Origin of the sequence: Salinicoccus sp. ID82-1, from assembly GCF_021991715.1 — a bacterium.
Taxonomy (GTDB): domain Bacteria; phylum Bacillota; class Bacilli; order Staphylococcales; family Salinicoccaceae; genus Salinicoccus; species Salinicoccus cyprini.
In genome coordinates this window covers 922,894-946,013 of record NZ_JAGFLY010000001.1, presented here as the reverse complement: position 1 = coordinate 946,013, position 23,120 = coordinate 922,894, and the positions used below count along the sequence as shown (strand labels likewise).

22 protein-coding genes are annotated in these 23,120 nt (G+C 48.6%); 17 read left to right on the top strand and 5 right to left on the bottom strand.

Annotation, left to right across the window (positions count from 1 at the left end):
• Positions 1 to 228: 228 nt before the first annotated feature.
• The gene (gene leuS, locus J4760_RS04885; RefSeq protein ID WP_145287008.1) at positions 229 to 2,640 is read left to right on the top strand and encodes a leucine--tRNA ligase; all 2,412 of its coding nucleotides are present in this window, start codon (positions 229 to 231) and stop codon (positions 2,638 to 2,640) included.
• A 31-nt stretch (positions 2,641 to 2,671) separates the two neighbouring features.
• On the opposite strand, the gene J4760_RS04880 is transcribed toward leuS, so the two are convergent.
• A complete protein-coding gene (locus J4760_RS04880; RefSeq protein ID WP_237604969.1) occupies positions 2,672 to 3,922 on the bottom strand; it encodes a BaiN/RdsA family NAD(P)/FAD-dependent oxidoreductase in 1,251 nt (416 codons plus the stop codon).
• Between the two features lie 79 nt (positions 3,923 to 4,001).
• Here J4760_RS04880 and J4760_RS04875 point away from each other — a divergent pair, with 79 nt between their 5' ends.
• From J4760_RS04875 to trmB, 7 genes are all read left to right on the top strand, one after another.
• Positions 4,002 to 5,636 carry a putative polysaccharide biosynthesis protein gene (locus tag J4760_RS04875; protein ID WP_237604968.1) on the top strand — a complete coding sequence of 545 codons (1,635 nt, stop codon included), beginning with the start codon at positions 4,002 to 4,004 and terminating at the stop codon, positions 5,634 to 5,636.
• Positions 5,637 to 6,329 carry a pseudouridine synthase gene (locus J4760_RS04870; RefSeq protein ID WP_237604967.1) on the top strand — a complete coding sequence of 231 codons (693 nt, stop codon included), beginning with the start codon at positions 5,637 to 5,639 and terminating at the stop codon, positions 6,327 to 6,329.
• Between the two features lie 65 nt (positions 6,330 to 6,394).
• Entirely contained in the window at positions 6,395 to 7,213 is an 819-nt protein-coding gene (locus J4760_RS04865) for a hypothetical protein (RefSeq protein ID WP_237604966.1), read from the top strand.
• 111 nt (positions 7,214 to 7,324) lie between these two features.
• Positions 7,325 to 8,755 carry a dipeptidase PepV gene (gene pepV, locus J4760_RS04860; protein WP_237604965.1) on the top strand — a complete coding sequence of 477 codons (1,431 nt, stop codon included), beginning with the start codon at positions 7,325 to 7,327 and terminating at the stop codon, positions 8,753 to 8,755.
• On the top strand, positions 8,736 to 9,584 hold the full coding sequence (dat, locus tag J4760_RS04855) for a D-amino-acid transaminase (protein ID WP_237604964.1): 849 nt from the start codon (positions 8,736 to 8,738) through the stop codon (positions 9,582 to 9,584). The genes pepV and dat overlap by 20 nt, the downstream gene beginning before the upstream one ends.
• Before the next feature lie 223 nt (positions 9,585 to 9,807).
• The gene (locus J4760_RS04850) at positions 9,808 to 10,599 is read left to right on the top strand and encodes a phosphotransferase family protein (protein ID WP_145286987.1); all 792 of its coding nucleotides are present in this window, start codon (positions 9,808 to 9,810) and stop codon (positions 10,597 to 10,599) included.
• A gap of 42 nt (positions 10,600 to 10,641) precedes the next feature.
• Positions 10,642 to 11,274, top strand: a complete 633-nt coding sequence (gene trmB / locus J4760_RS04845) for a tRNA (guanosine(46)-N7)-methyltransferase TrmB (protein WP_237604963.1) — start codon at positions 10,642 to 10,644, stop codon at positions 11,272 to 11,274.
• A 101-nt stretch (positions 11,275 to 11,375) separates the two neighbouring features.
• Here trmB and J4760_RS04840 read toward each other — a convergent pair whose 3' ends face one another.
• Entirely contained in the window at positions 11,376 to 11,675 is a 300-nt protein-coding gene (locus J4760_RS04840) for a hypothetical protein (protein ID WP_237604962.1), read from the bottom strand.
• 70 nt (positions 11,676 to 11,745) lie between these two features.
• Between J4760_RS04840 and J4760_RS04835 the strand changes: the two genes are divergently transcribed.
• The 9 genes from J4760_RS04835 to ccpA all read left to right on the top strand — a co-directional run bounded on the left by J4760_RS04835 (position 11,746) and on the right by ccpA (position 20,608).
• The gene (locus J4760_RS04835) at positions 11,746 to 12,825 is read left to right on the top strand and encodes a M42 family metallopeptidase (protein ID WP_145286978.1); all 1,080 of its coding nucleotides are present in this window, start codon (positions 11,746 to 11,748) and stop codon (positions 12,823 to 12,825) included.
• Positions 12,826 to 13,821: a PTS sugar transporter subunit IIC gene (locus J4760_RS04830; RefSeq protein ID WP_237604961.1), complete on the top strand. Its 996-nt coding sequence runs from the start codon at positions 12,826 to 12,828 to the stop codon at positions 13,819 to 13,821.
• Positions 13,822 to 13,836: 15 nt separating this feature from the next.
• A complete protein-coding gene (locus J4760_RS04825; protein WP_145286972.1) occupies positions 13,837 to 14,649 on the top strand; it encodes a DUF1444 family protein in 813 nt (270 codons plus the stop codon).
• On the top strand, positions 14,646 to 15,236 hold the full coding sequence (gene ytpR / locus J4760_RS04820) for a YtpR family tRNA-binding protein (RefSeq protein ID WP_145286969.1): 591 nt from the start codon (positions 14,646 to 14,648) through the stop codon (positions 15,234 to 15,236). The genes J4760_RS04825 and ytpR overlap by 4 nt, the downstream gene beginning before the upstream one ends.
• A gap of 10 nt (positions 15,237 to 15,246) precedes the next feature.
• On the top strand, positions 15,247 to 16,962 hold the full coding sequence (locus tag J4760_RS04815) for a DNA translocase FtsK (RefSeq protein ID WP_145286967.1): 1,716 nt from the start codon (positions 15,247 to 15,249) through the stop codon (positions 16,960 to 16,962).
• Positions 16,963 to 16,989: 27 nt separating this feature from the next.
• The gene (murC, locus tag J4760_RS04810) at positions 16,990 to 18,291 is read left to right on the top strand and encodes a UDP-N-acetylmuramate--L-alanine ligase (protein WP_237604960.1); all 1,302 of its coding nucleotides are present in this window, start codon (positions 16,990 to 16,992) and stop codon (positions 18,289 to 18,291) included.
• Positions 18,292 to 18,374: 83 nt separating this feature from the next.
• Complete coding sequence (locus J4760_RS04805; protein WP_237604959.1) at positions 18,375 to 18,941, top strand: DUF948 domain-containing protein; 567 nt, start codon at positions 18,375 to 18,377, stop codon at positions 18,939 to 18,941.
• Between the two features lie 11 nt (positions 18,942 to 18,952).
• A complete protein-coding gene (locus J4760_RS04800) occupies positions 18,953 to 19,435 on the top strand; it encodes a YtxH domain-containing protein (protein WP_145286960.1) in 483 nt (160 codons plus the stop codon).
• Positions 19,436 to 19,618: 183 nt separating this feature from the next.
• Positions 19,619 to 20,608 (top strand): catabolite control protein A, encoded by a 990-nt coding sequence (ccpA, locus tag J4760_RS04795; RefSeq protein WP_237604958.1) that lies wholly within the window; start codon positions 19,619 to 19,621, stop codon positions 20,606 to 20,608.
• A 60-nt stretch (positions 20,609 to 20,668) separates the two neighbouring features.
• On the opposite strand, the gene J4760_RS04790 is transcribed toward ccpA, so the two are convergent.
• Genes J4760_RS04790 through J4760_RS04780 form a run of 3 tightly spaced genes read right to left on the bottom strand, consistent with a single transcriptional unit; the run spans position 20,669 to position 23,101 of the window.
• Positions 20,669 to 21,820 (bottom strand): acetoin utilization protein AcuC, encoded by a 1,152-nt coding sequence (locus J4760_RS04790; RefSeq protein WP_237604957.1) that lies wholly within the window; start codon positions 21,818 to 21,820, stop codon positions 20,669 to 20,671.
• Positions 21,817 to 22,458, bottom strand: a complete 642-nt coding sequence (locus tag J4760_RS04785) for a CBS and ACT domain-containing protein (protein ID WP_237604956.1) — start codon at positions 22,456 to 22,458, stop codon at positions 21,817 to 21,819. The genes J4760_RS04790 and J4760_RS04785 overlap by 4 nt, the downstream gene beginning before the upstream one ends.
• Before the next feature lie 10 nt (positions 22,459 to 22,468).
• Positions 22,469 to 23,101, bottom strand: coding sequence for a GNAT family N-acetyltransferase (locus J4760_RS04780; protein ID WP_237604955.1), 633 nt, complete (start codon positions 23,099 to 23,101; stop codon positions 22,469 to 22,471).
• Between the last annotated feature and the right edge of the window lie 19 nt (positions 23,102 to 23,120).

Below are 23,120 nucleotides of genomic sequence, written 5' to 3'. Positions count from 1 at the left end.
ATCTATATTTATAAGTGTTGGAGTCAGTAGTATACGGATGCATTTCAAGAGAGCTGGTGGATGCTGCGAACCAGTAGTGGATGTATATGAACTTGTCCAGATCAAAACTAATCTTATCAAATGAAGTTGCACTTAACGGTGAATGCGGGTGGTACCGCGGTCGTATAGATATATGATCGTCCCATGCTTATACAGGCATGGGATTATTTATATTCAAGGAGGATTCTTATGGCGTTCAATCATCAGGATATTGAAAAGAAATGGCAGACACACTGGGAACAGGAAAAGATATTCAGGACAGAGGAAGAGTATGACAAGAAAAAATTCTACGCACTCGACATGTTCCCTTATCCATCAGGCGCCGGGCTTCATGTCGGGCACCCGGAAGGCTATACCGCAACAGACATCATTTCAAGAATGAAAAGGATGCAGGGATACAATGTACTGCACCCGATCGGCTGGGATGCGTTTGGACTGCCGGCTGAGCAGTACGCCATCGATACCGGCAATGATATCCGTGAATTCAATGAAAAGAATATCGACAACTTCCGCCGCCAGATCAAGGAGCTCGGCTTCAGCTACGACTGGGACCGTGAAATCAATACGACGGATCCTGAGTACTACAAATGGACCCAGTGGATCTTTATCCAGCTCTACAACAAGGGGCTGGCCTATGTCGATGAAGTGCCTGTGAACTGGTGCGAAGCACTGGGAACGGTGCTTGCCAATGAAGAGGTCATCGATGGTGTGTCGGAACGCGGGGGACACCCTGTCGTCAGAAAGCCGATGAAGCAGTGGATGCTCAAGATCACGGCATATGCCGATCGTCTGCTTGAAGATCTTGAGGATCTGGACTGGCCGGAATCACTGAAGGATATGCAGAGAAACTGGATCGGCAGATCTGAAGGGGCGAACATCACTTTCCAGATCGAAGGCACAGGTGAATCATTCACTGCCTTTACAACGCGTCCGGATACAATCCACGGTGCAACGTATGCCGTATTGTCACCTGAACATGCACTGATCGATGACATTACAACGGATGAGTACAGATCACAGATCGAAGCCTATCAGGAGAAGGCTGCGAGGAAGAGTGAGCTGGAACGTACAGACCTGTCGAAGGAGAAGTCTGGCGCATTCACAGGCGCCTATGCCATCAATCCACTTTCCGGCGAAAAAATGCCGATATGGATTGCGGACTATGTTCTTGCTTCATACGGCACCGGCGCCATCATGGCTGTACCGGCGCATGATGCGCGCGACTACGAATTCGCCAAGGAATACGACCTGCCGATCAAGGCGGTCGTGGAAGGCGGCGACATTGATGAGGAAGCATACACTGGAGACGGTATCCACATCAATTCCGGCGAACTCGATGGTCTCGACAAGGAAGCGGCCATTACAAAAGCCATTGAAATCCTGAGCGAAAAGGGTGCCGGAGAACAGAAGACCACGTACAAGCTTCGCGACTGGCTGTTTGCACGCCAGCGCTACTGGGGCGAACCGATTCCTGTCGTCTACTGGGAAGATGGTACGATGAGTGTGCTGGATGAAGCGGAACTGCCGCTCATGCTGCCTGAAATGGACGAAATCAAGCCTTCAGGCACGGGTGAATCTCCACTCGCCAATAATGAGGAATGGCTCACAGTCGTGAGGGAAGATGGCGTCAAAGGCCGCAGGGAAACGAATACAATGCCGCAATGGGCAGGCAGCTGCTGGTACTATTTGAGGTTCATCGATCCGCATAATACCGAAGCACTTGCTTCGAAGGAAAAGCTTCAGCACTGGATGCCTGTCGATCTCTATATCGGCGGTGCAGAACATGCTGTACTGCACCTGCTCTACGCGAGGTTCTGGCACAAGGTGCTGTATGATGTCGGTGTGGTGGAAACGAAGGAGCCGTTCCAGAAACTGTTCAACCAGGGCATGATCCTTGGTGAAGGCAACGAAAAGATGAGCAAGTCCAAGGGCAATGTCATCAACCCGGATGATATCGTCATCTCACACGGTGCGGATACGCTCCGACTGTACGAGATGTTCATGGGGCCGCTCGACGCATCGATTGCGTGGAGTGACAACGGTCTTGACGGTGCACGCCGCTTCCTCGACCGCGTCTGGAGACTGCTTGTCGATGAGAATGGACAGCTGAAGGACAGTGTCGTCGAAAGTGCGACACCTGCGCTCGATAAGGTATACCACGCGACGGTCAGGAAAGTGACTGAAGACTTCGAGTCCCTGAATTTCAATACTGCCATTTCGCAGCTCATGGTGTTCATCAATGAAGGCTACAAGCAGGAACAGATGAACCGCGGGTATATTGAAGGTTTCGTCAAACTGCTGTCGCCTGTCGCCCCCCACGTTGCTGAAGAACTCTGGGAAAAACTCGGGTACAGTGAAACCATCAGCTATGCAGCATGGCCGGCATTCGATGAGTCGAAGCTCGTTGAAGATGAAGTGGAAATCGTCATCCAGGTCAATGGCAAGGTCAAGGAAAAGATGAACGTCCCGGCTGAAGCCGGCAAGGAAGATCTCGAACGCATCGCAATCGAGTCGGACCGTGTACAGGAGGCCATCCGTGAAAAGACGGTGAGGAAGGTCATCGTTGTACCGGGCAAACTTGTAAATATCGTTGCAAACTAGCAGAAGACCTCCCGGAATCCGGGAGGTCTTTCTATTTGGTCGTGCTATGGCCGGCTACATAGCCGGTGACCAGTGCACTCGTAATATTATAGCCGCCTGTATATCCGTGAATATCCAGTACTTCTCCTGCGAAATACAGTCCTTTTGTCACCCGGCTCTCCATCGTCTGTGGTGTGATCTCCTTGAGTGATACCCCACCGCCGGTAACAAAGGCCTTCTCGATGGACTGGGTGCCATCGACACGGAATTCGAAGCTTTTCAGAAACTGGATGATCTGTTCCATATTTTCTTTGGAGACGTGATGACCGTTCACCGAGCCATCGATTTCAAGGAAGTCGAGCAGGAACAGGACAAGGCGTTCCTGGAGCAGCGTCTTCAGTGTATTCTTCAGAGAGCGGTCACGGTTGCCGGCGATTGTTTCCTCGATCATATCACGCAGCTGACCTGCACTTTTGCCGGGGAAGAAATCCAGTGACATGAGTATGACTTTCTTCTTCTGGCTCTTCTGCTCCTTATAGACGAACTGGCTGCAGCGCAGTGCTGCCGGACCACTGACACCGAAATGGGTGAAAATCATATCCATCCTGTGCGTCACCCTCGGCTTTCTATTCTTCTTCAGAACGGAAAGGGCCACGTCCGAGAGACTGAGTCCTTTCAGTCTGCCTTCTCGGATGAAGGCTTCCGGCGAAGTGATGGGCACTTCCGTCGCGAAAAGCTCTGTGATCGTATGGCCCAAAGAAGCGGCAAAACGGTGGCCATCCCCCGTCGATCCGGTCTGTGGGACACTCCTGCCACCGGTAGTGATGATGACGTTTTCTGCTTCAAGAATTGATCCGTCCTGCAGTCTGACGCCTGTCACCTGTTCTTCATCCGTCAGAATTTCCTTGACGATGGTCTCGGTCCGTACTTCCACATTGTGTTCTTCAAGTGTTGCAAGGAAGACGTCCAGTATATCCTGTGCCTTGTCCGTGACCGGAAACATCCTGCCATGATCCTCCTCCTTCAGTCTGACGCCCCGGGATTCGACGAAATGGATGATGCTCTCATTGTCGAAAGTACTGAACGGGCCATACAGGAATTTCCCGTTTCCCGGTATATGGCTGATGATCTCCTCATAAGGCAGACGGTTGGTCACGTTGCAGCGGCCGCCACCCGAGATGAGGAGTTTCTTTCCGAGTGACCTGTTCTTCTCTATGAGCAGTACGCGATTGCCATTTTCTGAGGCGGCATGCGCGGCCATGAGGCCGCTTACACCACCACCGACTACTATCGTATGATACATGGGATGTTCTCCTTTTTGTTTAAAACTGATATGCTTTCGATTATAATGGATATTATTCTTAATGTAAGAGGGTTATAAAATGTCTGATTCGAATAAACTGGTACGGGGTACATTCCTTCTCACCATTGCTACATTCATCACCAAGCTTCTGGGAATGCTGTATCTCATTCCATTTTACAGTATTATGGGCGGGGAAGAAAATCTTGCCCTGTACGGCTATGCGTATACACCGTATACCATCATGCTCTCCATAGCAGCCGCCGGTGTGCCGGGGGCCGTATCCAAATATATTTCAAAGTATAATGCACTGGGTGCCTATGCAACCAGTCAGAAACTGTACCGGTCGAGCCTGATTGTCATGATGGCATCAGGTTTAATTGCGTTTCTTGCGCTTTTCATTGCAGCGCCATTCATCGCGGAGCTGCAGATGCTTGCAGCCGGGGACGGGGCACACAGATGGTCGACTGATGATATCACGCGCATCATCAGGGTCGTCAGTGTCGCAGTCATCGTCGTACCGTTCATGGCGACATGGCGGGGCATTTTCCAGGGATTTGAATCATTTGGACCGACAAGTGTCTCCGCCGTCATCGAGCAGGCGATCAGAATCATCTTCCTGCTCGGAGGTGCCTTTCTTGTTCTGAACGTGTGGGGCGGTACGGTACAGACAGCAAATGAAATTGCAGTCTTTGCCGCTTTCGTCGGCGTCCTTGGTTCCATGGCGACACTCCTGTATTTCTGGAGAAAAAGGAAGAATCACATTGATGAAATGATTGCATCGGATAATACCGAGTATGACTTCTCCTATCGTGAAATGTATTCTGAAATCATCCGCTACGGTATTCCATTCATCATCGTCAGCATCAGCATCCCGCTGACGCTGTTCATCGACCAGCTGACACATAACAACGGTCTCGCCCTAGGCGGCGTACCGGAGGAGTACCATGATGCATGGTTCGGCATGCTCAATCTGACGACCCACAAGCTCGTCATGATTCCGACTGCCTTTGCTTCCGCCTTTGCAATCACGGTCCTGCCATTCATTACGAAGAACTATCAGAAAGGCAATATGGAAGGGGTCCATCAGCAGATCAGAATGATGGTGCTCATGCTGCTCTTCTTCGTCATTCCCGCTGCACTCGGCATGATGATCCTGTCGGCGCCGCTTTATACATCATTCTATGAATTCAATGCGATGGGCATAAAGATCCTGCTGTTCTATGCGCCTGTCAGCATTGCGATTTCACTGTTCACGATCACCTGCTCGGTTGTCCAGGGGATAGACAAGCAGAATCTGACACTCTATGTGGTTCTAGCCATGCTGGCCATCAAGGCGGCCATCAACATCCCGCTGATCATCCAGTTCGGTACAGTCGGTGCCGTAATGGGTACAGGCATTGCTCTCAGCATCGGTGCACTGATCAACTTCCTGATCATCAAACGATATGGCAGATTCCACTTCAGGCCGCTCGTGAAGCCTCTCATCCAGATCGTCGTCTACAGTCTGGCGATGCTGCTTGTTGTGGAACTCATCTACTATGCATTCATTTTCAACATGGAAGTCGAGCAGAAGATCAACTCCATCATCATCATGGCAGTTGCCGTGCCAGCTGGTGGCTTTGTATACATGCTCCTTTCTTTCAAAAGTGGACTGGCGGATGAGATTCTAGGCAGTCGGGCGGATAAGATAAGAAAGAGATTGAAGGTGCTCTAGATGAGGCTTGATAAATATCTGTCGAATGCAGGGACAGGCAGCCGCAGTAAGGTCAAGGCAATGATCAAAAAGAAGCGGGTCGAGGTCGACGGTGTGGTTGCGACCGACCCGAAGTCGGAAACAGCCCACGACAGTGTTGTCATGGTCGATGGTGTACGCATAATACTTGAAAACCATATATACTTGATGCTCAACAAGCCGAAAGGCGTCATTTCTTCCACTGAGAAAGGACAGGCACGAACAGTGATGGATCTGATCGATCACCCGCAGAAGGATGAACTGTTCCCGGTAGGCAGGCTGGATAAGGATACGACCGGCCTGCTGCTGATTACCAATGATGGCAGATTTGCCCATGAGCTGCTGAGTCCAAAGCATAAGATCGGCAAGACCTATGTGGCAAAACTGAAGAAGGATGTTTCATCATCCGACATTGAAACGCTTGAAAAAGGCATTCCATTGAAGGATTTCACCACTGCGCCCGCAGCGGCCAGAAGGATTGCCGAAAGGGAGGTCGAGCTGACCATCACCGAAGGCAAGTTCCATCAGGTGAAAAGAATGTTCCAGTATCTCGGGAACGAAGTGACTGACCTCCACCGGACCCGGATCGGTGAACTGGTGCTTGATGAAACACCGCCGGCAGGCAGCTGCAGAAGATTGCATGAAAATGAGCTCAAGTTGTTGAAAAAGGTTTAGCCCCAAAGGGAAGGGGTAAATACCAATCAGATATTCAAAATAAAACTTTATAAGAGGTGTTGGAAATGGCTAGGAAAACTGGAGGATTACTGAAAGTTGCAGCAATGCTTGGACTTGCAGTGGCAGCAAAGCAATTATCCAAGAAAGAGAACCGCGATGTAGTTAAAAATGAATACAATAAAGTAAAAGAAGACCCTAAAGGCTATGCCCAGAATGTGCAGGAGAAACTTTCCAAGCAGGCTGGCGAGTATCAGGAGATGGCCAAGAATGAATATGGCAAGGTCAAGGAAGATCCTAAAGGCTATGCCCAGAACGTCCAGGGTAAAGTGACGGAGCAGGCTTCAGCCTATCAGGAGAAATTCACCAAACAGGCGGGCGAATACCAGGAGAAAGCCAAATCCGAGTTCAACAAGGCGAAGGAAGATCCTAAAGGCTATGCACGCGATGCCCAGGATAAGGTCAAATCCAGAATGAATAAGGAAGAGGCCGACCAGGAGCCGAATGATGAAAATGAAGAAAACAACCAGAATGACAAGATTTCTCCTACTCAAGGGGAGAGTAGCGTAGATGATGACGGCGAAGAGCATTTTACAAAGCCTGACAGAATGGATGCGGAAGGTCAGCTCACCGTCGAGCAGATGAATAACGAGTGGGTTTCGGAAGGTGGTCTTCATTCCCAGGAGAATCTGCAGGATGATGTATCCTTCGGCGGTCTGAACAAGGATAATGCTACAGACGTCGATGTAGTGGATGACCAGGGCGAGAAGAACGAAAACCATAATATCCACGTCGTCACTGATGATGACAGCAATAAAGACAGCAAGTCAAACGGCAAGAAGAACAGCAGCAAGTCGAATAACAGCAAATCCAACAACAGCAAATAGTCGGTTTTCAAGGGGACAGGTGCATTTATTGCCCTGTTCCCTTGTTTTTGCATTTCTTTTTCTTTATTATTGTAAAAAAGATTAGGCTACATAAGATGGGGGAACATGCTGATGGATTATAAAGCTCTGGTTGAATCCTACAAGGAGAATCTGATGGAAGATCTGTTTGGGCTTCTTGAGATAGAAAGTGTCAAAGGAGAGCCTTCGAAGGATGCACCGGTGGGTACCGGGCCTAAATGTGCACTCGATTATATGCTTGAAATCGGTCGCCGTGATGGTTTTTCCACGCTGGATGTCAAGAACATCGCAGGGCATATCGAAGCCGGAGAAGGAGAGAGGATATTCGGCATATTAGGGCATGTCGATGTAGTCCCGCCTGGGAAAGGATGGAATACAGATCCTTTTACACCGGAAATCATAGGGGATGAAATAGTGGCAAGAGGGGTCCAGGATGACAAGGGGCCGACCATTGCCGCCTATTATGCCATGAAGATCCTGAAAGATCAGGGAGTGCCATTCAAATACCGTACACGTCTGATCATCGGTACAGACGAAGAATCGGACTGGCAGTGCACCGCCGCCTATTTCAAGACCGAAGAGATGCCGGATGCAGGCTTTGCTCCGGATGCCGCCTTCCCGCTGATACACGGGGAGAAAGGTATTTCAACATTCAATTTTGTTCAGAAGCAGACATCACTGGATGAAGACGAGCCGAGAATCGAGCTGAAGGCGCTGATTTCCGGTGAACGATATAATATGGTGCCGGAGGATGCCGTAGCAAAATTGAAGGTCCAGCAGAACATGAGTGAAGTCATCCAGTCCTACGAAGATTTTCTGAGAGAGACGGAGGCTGTGGGGGCATACGAAGTGGATAATGGCTTCCTCAAGCTGAGCATCCAGGGCAGGAGCGCCCATGGTTCCACACCGGAAGCCGGAGTGAACGCCGGACTGATCCTGCTCCAGTTCCTTGATCGTCTTGAACTGGATAACAATGCCAGGGCGTTTGCTGAATTTGCAATGGCCAGGCTGGTGGGGAAGACGGATGGCTCACAGCTCGATATGGACCACTCACACACTGAAATGGGTAAGACATCAGTGAATGTCGGTATGATCAACTATACAGAAGTCGACGGCGGCATCTTCGGCATCAACCTCAGATATCCGGAAGGGATGGATTTTGATGCCAGGATGGATGCTCTGAAGAATGATGTATCGAAAAAGGGCTTCACCATCGAAGATCTGGACTATCAGCCGCCCCACTATGTAGACAAGGAAGATCCTCTGGTCAAAATACTGACCGATGCCTACCGCAACCATGTGGATGATCAGACCGAGCCATTCACCATCGGCGGCGGCACTTATGCACGCACCCTGGAGAAGGGGGTGGCGTTTGGAGCCATGTTCAAGGAAACTGCAGATACGATGCACCAGAAGAATGAACGCATGAAGGTTGAAGAACTGCTGAAGGCGACGGAAATTTATCTGGAGGCACTTCATAGAATATGTATAAAGGGTGAAATGGATGAAAATCAGCTATTATAATGGAGAATTCAAAAATGATGATGAAGTCACAGTAGACTATAACGATCGGGCTTTCTATTTTGGTGATGGTGTCTATGAAGTGGTAAGAGTGTACAACAACGAGTTCTTTACATTGGAAGAACACATGGACCGCCTGGTCAGAAGTGCATCGGAAATCGGGATCGATAATCTTGACCGTTCCAGAATGGTGGAGATCGTCACCCAGCTGAATGAAAAAAATAATATTGATAATGGTTCCATCTATATACAAGTATCCAGAGGTATCGGCAAGAGGAACCATGCCTATCCATTGGATAAGTCGCCGGTTGTCCTTGCATACATGAATGAAATATCACGTCCCACTGCCCAGATGGAAGATGGCATCAGTACCATTACTGCAGACGACTACAGATGGCTGAAATGCCACGTGAAAAGTCTGAACCTGCTGGCGAACGTCATGGAGAAGGAGCGTGCTGTACGCGCTGGTGCCCATGAAACGATCCTGCATCGGGATGGTGTCGTCACCGAAGGTTCTTCAACAAACGTATTCATCGTCAAAGATGGTGTACTCAGGACACACCCTGTTGACAATATGATACTGAACGGCATTACAAGGCTTGAAGTGCTGAAGGTCGCCGAGGCCCGGAACATCCCTTATGAAGAGAAAGCATTCACTGTCGATGAACTGATGGATGCGGATGAAATCTTCATCACGAGCACTACGCAGGAAGTGACACCTGTCACCGAAGTGGACAAAAAAACGGTCGCCAACGGATCAAAAGGCGAGGTCACACATGCCATTCAGGAAGGGTTCGATGAGAAGATCCATAAATTAAACCTGGTTAAATAATGTTAACCTGAAAAATTACTCTAATTAATTTATGGTGCTTCAATGCTTACAGTGTATGGATTTGTGGACACGTAACGCCCTGTTGTCATAAAATCGATGGATAATAGTCCTTGAAATAAACAATGAAACCCTATAAAATTTATAACTACGAACAGAAACCGGCGCTATCTTATTTTTTAATATTTAGCGCTTTTTTCTTTGATGACGAAAAGAGGTGTGGAACTTGGAGCATTTCTATCAGCTCGGCTGGACACTTGACCCTGTGGGTGGAGCATCTGGCGAAGCCTACAAGGCAGAGCAAGATGGCAGGAAGCTGTTCCTGAAACGTAATGCCAGCCCTTTCCTTGCAGCGCTGTCCGCTGAAGGTATTGTACCGAAACTGGTCTGGACCAAAAGAATAGAGACCGGAGAAGTAGTGACAGCACAGCATTGGAAAAATGGCCGGGAGCTGACTCGTGAAGAGATGTGCTCGGAGAGGGTGGCCGCTTTGATGAAGAAGATCCATACATCAAGGCCGCTCCTCACCATGCTGAAAAAGCTTGGCATGAAACCCATGCTGCCTGATCTGCTGCTTAATAAGATACAGACGTCACTTTCCCCGAAAGTCAATGCCCACCACACTGTACGTGCAGCAATCCAATATCTGGAAAATGAAATGCCCGTCATAGACGAGGCGTTCTGTACAGTGTGCCATGGAGACGTCAACCATAACAATTGGCTTCTATCCGATCAGGATGAGCTTTATCTTGTGGACTGGGAAGGTGCCATGATTGCAGACCCTGCAATCGATCTCGGCATGATTCTCTATACGTATGTGGATCTGGATGACTGGGAAAGCTGGCTCGGTGTCTATGGTAAGCCTCTGGATCGGGATCTGATGAAGCGGATGAAGTGGTACACGCTTGTCCAGGCCATCACCATGATCCAGTGGTACGAAGATCATAAGCGTTTCAAGGATATGAATGACTGGATCATTTTCCTTAATAAGGTGATCCAGAGAGACCGTTTTATTTAATTTTTAAATTTTCAAGTGATAGCAAGCAGGTGGAGAAAGATAATGAGAATGCGCAATAAGCCTTGGGCAATGGATTTTTTACAGCAGAACAATAGCATCGTGGACATCGATTCCTCCTATTCCGGAAGAGTAGGGGCATTCTTTCCCGAGACAAGACCACTTCATGTAGAAGTGGGTACCGGCATGGGCACATTCATAACCGAACTGGCAAAAAGGCATCCTGACGTCAACTTTGTTGGCATAGAACTGGATAAGAATGTGATGATCCGGGTCGTCGAGAAGGTGCTTGAGGCAGAGCTTCTGAACGTCAGGCTCGTGCTGCTCGATGCGAATGCGATAGATGCGTACTTCAGGAATGATCCGGTATCCCGCATCTATCTGAATTTCTCGGATCCATGGCCGAAGAGCCGCCATGAGAAACGCCGTCTGACCTCCCGGTCATTTCTTGAGAAATACAGTGCCATCCTGGAAGACGGGGGGCTGCTGCAGTTCAAGACGGACAACAGGGGTCTCTTCGAATTCAGTCTTGTAAGCATGAACAGCTTCGGTATGGATTTCGATGAGGTCAAACTCGATCTGCATGCTGATGAACCGGAAGATAATATCCGGACGGAGTACGAAGAGAAGTTTTCCGCAAAAGGGAATAAAATCTACAGAATCAGAGCATCTTTCTAAAGGTGTTTTTTTTTATGTCGTGTATTTCCTCAGGAAAGAATGATAAAATAGTGTTGCGTACCAGAGCATCCAATCCGTCTATATAAAAGAGATCACGGAAACTACAGTTCAGTAGTTTCCATGATCTCTCCTGTATAGGCGTCGGCAGTGAACTGATAGCGTGCCTTGCCGCGTCTGCTGTTCATATGTAGGCGTCCTCTGTAGACGTCCCGGTCTATACCGAGAAATTTGCTTCTGGCTGTACGATGGTCTATCGAGATGAATGAAATGCCTTCATACCGGCTGTGCAGCGCATCAATGATCGACTCGGGCCGAATATGCCTGTTCCGTCTGAACCAGACATACGGCGGAACCAGAATGATGGCAAAAAGAAGTATGATTCCGATGATTTTCTGTATCATGAGCAGGACCTCCTATCGCAATAATTTTAGCATATTTTTCAAGTCATATGATTACAAAAGGGGAATATAGATGAAAATTGCAACCAACACACTCGAAAGAATGAAGACACTGACAGAACTGCATGGTGCGCCTGGTTTTGAAGACAAGGTGCGCAGCTATATGAAAAAAGAGATGGAGCCGTTTGCTGATGAAATCATGCAGGACGGTCTGGGTGGCATCTTCGCGCTCAAAAAGTCGAAAGTTGAAAACGCGCCGAAGGTCATGATTGCGGGTCATATGGATGAAGTCGGATTCATGGTGACACAGCTGGCGGACAATGGAATGATCAAATTCACTCCACTGGGCGGATGGTCGAACGATGTATTGCTGAGCCACAAGTTCAAAGTGCGGACGTCCGAAGACAAAGAAATTACAGGTGTCATCGGCAGCGTCCCTGTCCACTTCAGAAAAGGGGAGGGCAACAAGCCGGTCCAGCTCGACGATATGCTGCTTGATGTCGGTGCCGACAGCAGGGAAGACCTTGAGTCGATGGGCATCCGCCCTGGTGATTCCATCGTGCCTGACGTCAATTTCGAAGTGCTTGAACAGGAAAATAAACTGCTCGCCAAAGCATGGGATAACCGCTACGGCTGTCTGATCGCAATTGAGACGCTTGAGGCTCTGGCTGACGTGGAGCTTGACTGCGACCTGTATGTCGGTGCCAATGTGCAGGAGGAAGTCGGCCTGAGAGGCGCCAAAGTGAGCGCCAACATGATCAAGCCGGATATTGCATTTGCTGTGGACTGTTCGCCGGCAAACGACATGCTCGGCAACAAGGATGATATCGGAAAGATCGGCGAAGGCACGCTCGTCCGCATCATGGACCGGACAATGATCCTGTCGAAGCCGATGCGCGACTATATGCTTGAAACTGCTGATGCACATGATATCAAGTTCCAGTACTACCAGTCACCAGGCGGTACGGATGCCGGCAGCATCCACGTATCGAATGAAGGCGTCGTCAGTGCCGTTGTCGGTATCGTTGCCCGCTATATCCACACATCCCACTCGATCATCAATGCAGAGGACTACATGCACGCCAAAACGATGCTGACGGAACTCGTCAGAGGCATCGACCATGATAGAGTTGCAGAGCTGAGAGGACAGTAGATGAGAGGATTTCTTAGAAGATGGTTCATTGATGGCATGAGTTTCATGGCACTCGGCCTGTTTTCTTCGCTCATCATCGGTCTGATCATCGATACGATCGGAACCTATGTGCCGTATCTTGAAAGTCTGAAGGAGATCGGTGCAGTCGCCATGGCCATGACCGGTGCTGCAATCGGTGCCGCAATTGCCTACGGTCTGAAGGCTTCGCCCCTCGTCATATTCTCCGTCGTTGTCGTAAGCTACGCTGCCTATGATATGGGGGGTGCTGCCGGGAGCTATATCGCGAGCATCATATCGCTAGAGATCGCCAGGCTCTATGCAGGCAGGACCAAAATTGATATCATCATCACACCGCTTTTCACCATCATTTTCGGTTATCTTATCGCGCGTTTTGTCGGTCCGGTCATCGGCGACTTCATGACAAGCATGGGCGAAGTCATCGTGTTTGCCACAGATCAGCGTCCATTCATCATGGGAATGCTTGTTGCGGTCATCTTCGGAATTACACTGACTGCACCACTGTCCAGTGCAGCGCTTGCCCTCATGCTCGATATCAGCGGACTCGCTGCCGGTGCTGCCGTCATCGGCTGCTGCTGCCACATGGTGGGCCTGGCTGTAACAGGGTATAGGGACAATGGCTTTTCCGGCGTGCTGTCCATCGGCCTTGGCACTTCGATGCTCCAGGTGCCGAACGTACTGCTCAATCCATTCATCCTGCTGCCGCCCGTTCTGGCCAGTGCCATCATCGCGCCTGTCATGACGGTGTTCTTCCCGATGGAGAACAACGCAGCAGGTGCCGGCATGGGCACGAGCGGTCTGGTCGGACAGATCATGACCATCGAGACCATGGGGCCATCACCGAGGGTATGGGTACTCATCATCGTGTTCCAAATTGTTTTACCTGCTGTAGTAACTCTGGTATTCTATACTTTGCTGAAACGCGCAGGGCTGATCAAAGAAGGCGATCAGAGGCTCAAACTGGGTGCTAAAGAATAGAACGGAGGAAATCTGATGAATATTTTCCAGCTGAAGAACAGGATTGTCGAGAAACTTGAAGAAAGACGCAATGATTTCCTGACTTCTTTCGACCGCAAAGAGGAAATGCTCAGGGTGGAAAGAAAAGATAACGGGAAAGGTCTCGATATTGCCTTGTCGAAGGCAGTCGACAAGGCAAAGAATGATGAGAATTTCATTGAAGAAATCGTGTATTATATAAATGAAACACTGGAGCGCATGAAAGAGGAGGAGATCAGTCTCGATGAGGCGGCGATCTATCCGGTCATCCGCTCGACAAGTTTCCATAAGGAAAATAAGAACGGTGATGCATTCATCGTTGATGCGCATACGAATGAGACGAATATATACTATGCAGTGGATTTTCAAAACAGCTACAGACTGATTGATGAAAAGCTGCTCAGAACGCTCGGCCTCGACAAGGAAGCACTGCGCAAGCTCGCGGAAAGAAACATGAAACAGCTGCCGATCTCACATAAAGGCGAAACCATCCAGGAGAACGACTTCTACTTCATCAACCATAATGACGGCTACGATGCCACACGCATTCTGAATGAAGAGATGCTTCGCGGCATGCATGACAAGTTCGACGGTGAAATGCTCGTAGGACTGCCGCATCAGGATGTGCTGATCATCGCCAATGTGAGAAACAGTGTCGGATATGATATCATGGCACAGATGATGATGCAGTATTTCGCAGAGGGACTGACACCGATCACCTCCCTGACATTCTCGTATCGTGAAAAGAAACTGGAGCCGGTATTCATACTCGGTAAACAAAAGAATCATAAAAGAGGTAGAGAAGAATGAAACTGACTTATAATCATAAGCATGTCGGAGATGTGCTGCTTGTCACTTTAAGAAAAACAGAAACCCCGTCCTATGAGCATCATGAAGGTCTGACTGTCATCAAAGACGGTGATGAGATCATCGGATTGAACATATTCGATGCTTCACGTTCCTTTTCCCTGCCGGATGCTGTCAATATCGAGCCGGATGAAACGATCGTGGGAGAAATCAACAATCTGCTGGAAACGAAGGGCATCAATCCAATCGACCCGGACATGTCACCGAAGTTTGTAGTCGGCAAAGTGCTCGAAAAATCAAAGCATCCGGATGCAGATAAGCTGAATGTATGCAAGGTGGATGTTGGCGATGAGGAACTGCAGATCGTCTGTGGTGCACCCAATGTCGATTCCGGCCAGCACGTAGTCGTGGCAAAAGTAGGGGCCATCATGCCTGATGGCTTGTATATCAGACCTTCTACATTAAGGGGTGTCGATTCAAAAGGAATGATCTGTTCCAAAAAGGAGCTCAATCTTCCGGATGACGGCATCAAAGGCATATATGTCCTCGATGACAGCTATGAAGTCGCACAACCATTCGAAGTGAAATAAGGGTGATTGGATGAACAGATCAAGAAGGAGAAGACAGTTTGGTCGCAGCATGGATGAGAACCATTCCGACAAGGAAAGGTTCAGATTTCCTTTGGATATGGATGATTCGGCGCAGGATGCTGCACTCAGTCAGCAGGAGGATCGGACTTCGGAACAAAAAAGCCATGATGATCCGATAAGAAGAGAGCAGCAGAAATCACTGCTCGATGACAGCCGCTACCAGAGAAGGCGTCCGAAAAAGAACACCATTATAAAGGCCCGCGAAGTGCCTTCGGCGATACACGGCTCGAAAGGGAATCCAGGTTCGAAAAAAAATGATCAGCAGGACGCGTCTGCTGACAGTGAAAAATCCGGGTACGTCTCACCAATCGTCGAGGAGCTGAAACGTGAACGTCAGAACCGTGAAAAAAGACAACAGAAGCGTCTCGAGCACAACGGGAAAAAGATGCAGATCCATCCGACGCATCTCGAGCCGTCACCTGCCGAAGAGACGCAGCCGGATGTTTCGGATCAGGACGAAGACATCCGTGAAGCGCAGCAGTCCGCTTCTCCTTTCAATGTCATCATGACACCCTATGATAAGAATAAGCATAGATCGAGCCAGAATACAGTTAAACGGAGTGGCCCTAAAAGTACGTTGCCACCCCTACATATATTAGGTGAAGGTCAAAACAGCGCCTATGAAACTTCCGGTGAATCATTCGCCGATGAGGTGGTTGCTGCGTTTGATGCGATTGGTGTCCCGACAAAAGTCATCGCCTATAAGACGAATGGCATCATCGGCCGCTACGAGCTTTCTCTGGAAAGAAACTTCAGGCTGAATGTCATCGGCAAGCTGAAGGAGCATCTCGTGGAAGTGCTCCCGTTCGATGACGTTAAAATCGTCGCGCCGATTGTGGGTACAAGCAATATAGGTGTCGAATTTGTACTGCCTGTCATCCACCCGATTCCATTCAGCACATTATTTGCATCCAGTTCACTCAGCACAAGAAAGAATGACTACAAATTTGTCGTAGGCAAGACGGTGGATGACCAGATATTCAGCTTCCCATTGCAGAAGGCCGGACATATACTGATCTATGGCGGAGAAGCAGTTGATTCCACATCGGTCATCGACAACATCCTTGTTTCCCTGATGATGAACCATGGCCCGAGGGAACTTGAAATCATGGTGGCTTCCGACAAAGAGAGCCACAGAGCATATGGTTCGCTTCCTTATGCATTCAGGGAGCCGGTATCACTGACAGAGAAGCATGTACTTACGGACGCCCTGGAAGAGCTGAATGACAGGCACAACCAGTTCAGAAGAGCGCATGTACGCAATCTGGACAGCTATAACAAGCGTGTCAGAAATGATGCCAAAAAGAGTGTAGTAGTGATTGTCATTGATGATCTGTCGGAATTGTTCGAGCATAACAATCCGGAGGCGATCCGCAGCATTGTACAGCTTCTAAAGAAAGGCAAGCCGCTCGGCATGCATCTGATCATGAACCATTCCAGGAAAGATGTCGGTATACGATTCGAGCTGCTGCAGATGATGCACACCCGTATTTCGTTCAAGGATGAGAAATCCCGGGTGGTGGATGGCAGCAATGAACTGGTCCGGGGCAATGATATGCTGATCCAGATTCCAACATCCAACAAGCCGCTCAGAGTGAATGCCGGTATATTGGACCAGAAAATAAAGGAGAATGTCCTTTCCTATTTGAAAGGTATGACCCGATGAACGAATTAATGAAAGTATGGTGACCGCATGGAAAAATATCATTTTATAGGAATTAAAGGCGCAGGTATGAGCGCCCTGGCCCAGGTGCTCCATGACCTCGGTCATGAAGTGCAGGGAGCCGACATAGAAAAGGAAGTTTTCACTGAGCACCAGCTCAGAGACAAAGGCATCAGGATTCTGCCTTTCGACCTTGCCAATGTCGTGGAAGGCTTCACCTATATTGCAGGAAACGCCTTCGATGACAATCATGTTGAAATCAGAACAGCATTGGAGAAAGGGTATCCGGTCATCCGCTATCATGAATTTCTCTCGCAATTCATGAACCAGTTCACATCGATTGCCGTAACCGGGGCGCATGGCAAGACTTCCACTACCGGCCTGCTCAGCCATGTAATGAACGGGGACGTCGATACGACGTTTCTTATCGGTGATGGCACCGGATTCGGCCTCGAAAACAGCGAATATTTCACTTTCGAATCATGTGAATACAAGCGTCACTTTCTGAGCTACCACCCGGATTATGCCATCATCACCAATATCGATTTCGACCATCCGGACTACTTCAAGGACCTGGATGATGTCGTCAGCGCCTTTTCGGAAATGGCGGACCAGGTGAAAAAGGGTGTCATCGCCTATGGTGGGGATGCACACACACGGACACTTGACTATAAAGTGCCTGTATACTTCTATGGCATCAATGGTGATTTTGACGTCCGGGCCTCAAATATTGAAACGGTCTCCAACGGCACACGATTTGATGTGCATGTCGGAAGTGAATTCCTGGATACTTTCACGATTCCGATGTATGGGGACCATCATGTGCTCAATTCTCTTGCTGTCATTACAGTCGGCTATCTTGAGAAGCTTGACATGGAGAACATCAAGCGGGCTTTCATGACGTTTGGTGGCGTCAAAAGGCGCTTCAGCGAGACATTCAAGAATGGCATGGTCATCGTGGATGACTACGCGCACCACCCGAAGGAAATACGGGCGACGCTCGAAACAGCGAGGAAGAAGTACAGTGGGCGTGAGATCGTCACTGTATTCCAGCCGCACACTTTTTCAAGAACGAAAAAGTTTCTGAATGAATTCGCGGATGCTCTGTCCGCTTCCGACAAGGCCTATATCGTTGATATATTCGGGTCTGCCCGGGAGAACGAAGGAGAACTGTCCAGCCGCGACCTGGTCGATCTCATACCGGAGGCGGAGCTGCTCGATGAAAGTGATGACATTGCGAGACTCAACATGCATGAAGGCGCGGTCATCATATTCATGGGTGCCGGTGATATCCAGAAATATGAAAAGAGATTTACAGAGTTATTATCCTGATAAGCATGAAACATGTTTATTGTAGATGCATTTGGGTTAATTTAAAGAGTGAATAACAAAAAGACATAGATGGAGGCGTTATGATGGATTGGCAAATTATTTTATACATTGCCGCAGGTGTTGCAGCACTTGCTTTCCTGATTCTTTGTATTGCGATTGCAGTCGTACTGTTCTCGGTCAAGAAGAATCTGGATCATGTTGCAAAGACACTTGACGGAGTAGAAGGACAGATCCAGGGTATTACGAGAGAGTCTACCGACCTGCTGCACAAGACAAATCGTCTGGCAGAAGATGTACAGGGCAAATCTGCGAAACTGAATTCTGTAGTGGATGCTGTACAAGGTATTGGGAAGTCGATGAACAACCTGAATGCTTCAGTGGACAGGGTGACGAATTCAATTACCCACAACATTTCACAGAATGAAGACAAGATTTCACAGGTTGTCCAATGGTCGAATGTCGCAATGGAAGTTGCAGATAAATGGCAGATGCGCCAGAAACGCAATAGCGCATTCAATACAAAGTACTCCACAACAGCTGAAAGCGATCCGGAGAACCTTCCGGTTGCTGTAAACCAGTCTGTAACAACAAATGACAATCTGGATGAAAACCGTGTGAACGCTGGACTTGACGACGAAAGAAACAAATAGGAGGTCTTTATATGGAAACCTATAATCGTGACCGCCATCTTCACGGCGTTGAGGAATACGAACAGCAGATCAATCAGACGACTGGCAGAGATTTCTCCATCGGTCTGATCATCGGCCTACTTGTAGGTACGGTTGGCGGTCTGCTGCTTGCCCCGAAATCCGGAGATGCGCTAAGAGACGATATTTCAGATCAGACCCAGAAATTCTCCAAAAGCTCAGGCAATGATAGTGGAGGAGAAGATAAAGGTCTCAAGGAGAAAGTTCAGGAAAAAACGGATGAACTTCGCAGCAAAGCAGAAGACAAGAAAGATGAAATGAATGCCAAGAAGGGCGAAAAGGAAGAGCAGAAGAGAGTGAAATCACTTGATGAATCCGCAGTCAAAGCACAGAAGGATGCGATTCATGAAGAAGTAAATGAACCGAGTACTGAAAATCCGAACACTGTAGACATGTCCAGGTTTGCTGAAAGTTCCGAAGCAGACAAAAAGTCATAGTTGTTCGTCAACAGAAAATAACCACATGTTCAGTCATGTGGTTATTTTTTTGATCGATATGTGCCATCAGAGCTATCAGATTAGAAATAATTTTATGCTTGGAAATATTTTTTCATGACGAAACTCCACGGTTCATGTTATTATATTACAAAAAGCGTTTTCAGAAGCGTGCGGAGGTGCAATATGACGGTTACTATATATGATGTTGCCAGAGAGGCCAAAGTTTCCATGGCAACCGTCTCAAGAGTGCTTAACGGGAATCCCAACGTCAAGCCCGAAACGAGAAAAAAGGTTAAAGATGTAATAGAAAGGCTGGACTATCGTCCAAATGCCGTAGCACGTGGTCTGGCAAGCAAGAAGACGACGACTGTCGGTGTCATCATCCCGGATATCTCCAACCTGTATTACTCTTCATTGGCAAGAGGTCTTGATGATATTGCCGAGATGTACAACTATCAGATCATCATTACGAATACAGATAACGACCCCGATAAGGAAAGGGACGCTTTCCTCGGTCTGATCAGCAAGCAGGTCGACGGCATCGTATTCCTCGGTGGTGCCTTGAATGAGGAAACACTCAATGACATCAAAAAGTCCCATCTGCCTGTCGTCATATGCGGCACAAGTGAAAAGGATGAAAATATGCCTTCAGTCAATATCGACTATAATGAGGCGATCAAAGAGGCGGCTTCGAAGTTTCTGGATGATGGTGCCGAGCAGATTGCATTCGTCAAAGGGTCGTATTCCGAGCAGTTGGAACGCCATATAGTAGATGGCCTCAAGGCTGCCTATAGTGAGCACGACAGATCATTCGATGAAAAATACATCCTCTCCACCGGAGCGGACTACCAGTCCGGAGCAGAACTCTACGAAACCATACGGGAACTCGAAGCGGATGTTGTCATTACGATGAGTGACGATGCTGCCATTGGTGTCCTGCATAAGGCGATGGATCATGATATTTCAATTCCTGATCAGCTTCAAGTATTGAGCTGCAGCAACACACGCCTTGTCAACATGGTACGCCCGCAGCTCTCAAGCATCGCACTGCCGCTATATGATATCGGTGCAGTCGGCATGAGGCTGCTGACAAAGTATATGAACGAAGAGACTGTGGAAGAGGCCAATGTCATCCTTCCTTACAGAATCGAATATCGTGGCACGACAAAATAGCACATTTCTCCACATGGAAAAGCACCCTGATCATGATCAGGGTGCTTTTCTAAATTTCTGCTACTGCTGCTCGAGATGGAGCATGGCACGCGACATCATGCTGCGGTTCTTTTCGTTTATTTCGTCGCGTCTTGGTATATCCATGTAGTCATCAAGTGCATCTTCCCAATTAATGGGGAAGTCGACAGGACATTTCTTCTGATACTGCGCCATATACGATTCGGGCAACCTGCCTCGAGGCGCTTTCTGACTGTTCATAGCTAACCAGACCTGGGCCCACATGCGGGGAACGACCTGCCAGATATTATAGCCGCCACCGCCAACAGCAATCCACTTCCCATCGGTATACTTGTCTGCCATCTCATTGACGAAGCGTGGAATCTCCTCGAAAGTGCGTGAAGTCAGCGAGAGGTGGGTCATCGGGTCGCGAAAATGGGCATCGACGCCATTCTGGCTGAAGATGACGTCCGGCTTGAATTTTATAATTGCCGCTTCCAGCGTCTCCTTGAAAATCGATAGGAAAGAATCATCTTCTGTAAATGCATCAATCGGCAGATTGACGGCATAGCCGAAGCCTTCCTCGGTTCCGCGCTCTGTCAGACTGCCGGTGCCTGGGAATAGATAGCGGCCCGTTTCATGGATGGAGTAGGTCATCACTTCGTTCGTATGATAGAAAATCCACTGTACACCATCCCCGTGGTGGGCATCCGTATCAATATAGAGCACGCGCTTATTATACTTTGTTCTAAGATATTCTATGGCGACTGCCGTATCATTGTAGATGCAGAAGCCGCCGGCGCGTCCACTGAAGCCGTGGTGCAGACCGCCGGAAAGATTGAGCGCCTTATCGCACCTTCCTTCCATCACCGCTTCTACAGCGGTAAGTGTGGCACCGACAAGCATCCGGCTCTTATCATGCATGTCCTTGAAGCTCGGTGTATCCTCGGTATCAAGACCATAGTTCTCAAGCTTGTCCTCCGGAAGTTCACCTTTCCCTGCAAGTTTTACCGCTTCAATATAATCCTTCTTATGGACGAGTTCGAGCTCCTCATCCGTCGCTTCTCTTGGTTTGACAATATCAGATTGTTTCAGATGACCCGACGCCATCAATAGATCGGTGGTCATCTTCAGACGCATCTGATTGAAAGGATGAGTGGAATTGAACCGGTACTTGAGCAGAGCTTCATCATAGATGTAGACGGGATCTGTCATTGACCCATCTGGGAGGGTTCAAGTACTGTGAACCCTCTATCTTTGAGTAGGTCGATGGCTTTTCGTGGATTCATGGCCTGAACCCTGAGCAGGATGGTCTTGTATCCTTTCTTCCCCTTGTTCCTGTAGACGGAAATGCTTATTATTCTGATATTCAGCTCCTTGAATACTTTGCCGATATCATAGATGACACCTGTCCGGTCTTCGATATCGATTTCTATGATGGAGCCCGGTTCGGTCATGCCGGTGAGTTCAATATAGGTGTTCAGCATATCCTTCTGGGTGACGATGCCGATCACCCTGTCATCCCTGAGGACAGGTATCGCTCCGATGGAATAGTGGTAGAAATCCAGTGCAATCTCTTCTACGAAATCCATCGGATGGCAGTAGGTGACGCGCTTGCGCATAATTCTTGAGATGGGCACGTTCAGTGTAAAGTCCGGGTCTTCATCGGAAAGTACAGAGGGCAGAGTCAGTTTGATATCCCTGTCTGAAATGATTCCGACCAGCCGTGCGTCCTTGTCCACGATTGGTATATGGCGGAAGGCATTTGCGCTCATCAAGTTCAGCGCGTCTTCGATCGTATGTTCTTCGGTAAGTGTCTTAGCCGGTGAGGTCATTATTCTTTCAACTAGCATGCTACTCCTCCTAGATAAAAAAGCGGTTTTTGAATCTGAGCTTATCAAAAGTCATCATCTGTTCTTCTTCGATATTCTTGCCGACGCGTGCCATCAGTGTGTTTGCAGGGTGCCCGGTGATTTCGGGGTCGTTCGTCTGAAAGACTTCAAAGCCTGCACTCGCCATCAGTCTGATCATCAGCTCCTTGTACTCATACACATCGAGTCCACTGTTCTTCAGATCCCAATGCCAGTAGTATTCGGTCGTTATGATGATGTAGTTCTCCATATAGTCATCCTGCACTGCCAGCCTGAGCAGCCGCTTGCCAAGACCGAAACTGCGGTAGTCCAGACTGATCTCGACAGCACCGAGCTCCATGATGTAGGGCAGGTTGCCGTCGGACCAGCGTTCCATGGGATCGGGGTGCAGGAAAGTTACGTATCCGATGATATGGGATTCCGAACGCACAATGAGTATCCGCCCTTCCTTTAGATCGGCAATTTCCATGATTGCTTCGAACTGCTCTTTTGGCGGACGAAAAGCATCCAGACCTTCATCGAATGTAAAGGCGGAAAGCGCGTCGGCTGTCAAAGGACCTTCGACGATAAAAGTATGATTATCCGTCTCGTACTCCTCTTTGTAATAAGTCTTTGTATGATGCAAAAAAAGACCTCCCGAATTT

Excerpts from the sequence above, each read along its gene's own strand:
- J4760_RS04800 (WP_145286960.1), top strand. The coding sequence starts at position 18,953 with ATGGAAACCTATAATCGTGACCGCCATCTTCACGGCGTTGAGGAATAC.
- ytpR (WP_145286969.1), top strand. The coding sequence starts at position 14,646 with ATGAAACTGACTTATAATCATAAGCATGTCGGAGATGTGCTGCTTGTC.
- leuS (WP_145287008.1), top strand. The coding sequence starts at position 229 with ATGGCGTTCAATCATCAGGATATTGAAAAGAAATGGCAGACACACTGG.
- murC (WP_237604960.1), top strand. The coding sequence starts at position 16,990 with ATGGAAAAATATCATTTTATAGGAATTAAAGGCGCAGGTATGAGCGCC.
- ccpA (WP_237604958.1), top strand. The coding sequence starts at position 19,619 with ATGACGGTTACTATATATGATGTTGCCAGAGAGGCCAAAGTTTCCATG.
- J4760_RS04840 (WP_237604962.1), bottom strand. The coding sequence starts at position 11,675 with ATGATACAGAAAATCATCGGAATCATACTTCTTTTTGCCATCATTCTG.
- J4760_RS04790 (WP_237604957.1), bottom strand. The coding sequence starts at position 21,820 with ATGACAGATCCCGTCTACATCTATGATGAAGCTCTGCTCAAGTACCGG.
- J4760_RS04825 (WP_145286972.1), top strand. The coding sequence starts at position 13,837 with ATGAATATTTTCCAGCTGAAGAACAGGATTGTCGAGAAACTTGAAGAA.
- J4760_RS04870 (WP_237604967.1), top strand. The coding sequence starts at position 5,637 with ATGAGGCTTGATAAATATCTGTCGAATGCAGGGACAGGCAGCCGCAGT.
- J4760_RS04805 (WP_237604959.1), top strand. The coding sequence starts at position 18,375 with ATGGATTGGCAAATTATTTTATACATTGCCGCAGGTGTTGCAGCACTT.
- dat (WP_237604964.1), top strand. The coding sequence starts at position 8,736 with ATGAAAATCAGCTATTATAATGGAGAATTCAAAAATGATGATGAAGTC.
- J4760_RS04785 (WP_237604956.1), bottom strand. The coding sequence starts at position 22,458 with ATGCTAGTTGAAAGAATAATGACCTCACCGGCTAAGACACTTACCGAA.
- J4760_RS04830 (WP_237604961.1), top strand. The coding sequence starts at position 12,826 with ATGAGAGGATTTCTTAGAAGATGGTTCATTGATGGCATGAGTTTCATG.
- pepV (WP_237604965.1), top strand. The coding sequence starts at position 7,325 with ATGGATTATAAAGCTCTGGTTGAATCCTACAAGGAGAATCTGATGGAA.
- J4760_RS04815 (WP_145286967.1), top strand. The coding sequence starts at position 15,247 with ATGAACAGATCAAGAAGGAGAAGACAGTTTGGTCGCAGCATGGATGAG.
- J4760_RS04880 (WP_237604969.1), bottom strand. The coding sequence starts at position 3,922 with ATGTATCATACGATAGTAGTCGGTGGTGGTGTAAGCGGCCTCATGGCC.
- J4760_RS04835 (WP_145286978.1), top strand. The coding sequence starts at position 11,746 with ATGAAAATTGCAACCAACACACTCGAAAGAATGAAGACACTGACAGAA.
- trmB (WP_237604963.1), top strand. The coding sequence starts at position 10,642 with ATGAGAATGCGCAATAAGCCTTGGGCAATGGATTTTTTACAGCAGAAC.
- J4760_RS04875 (WP_237604968.1), top strand. The coding sequence starts at position 4,002 with ATGTCTGATTCGAATAAACTGGTACGGGGTACATTCCTTCTCACCATT.
- J4760_RS04865 (WP_237604966.1), top strand. The coding sequence starts at position 6,395 with ATGGCTAGGAAAACTGGAGGATTACTGAAAGTTGCAGCAATGCTTGGA.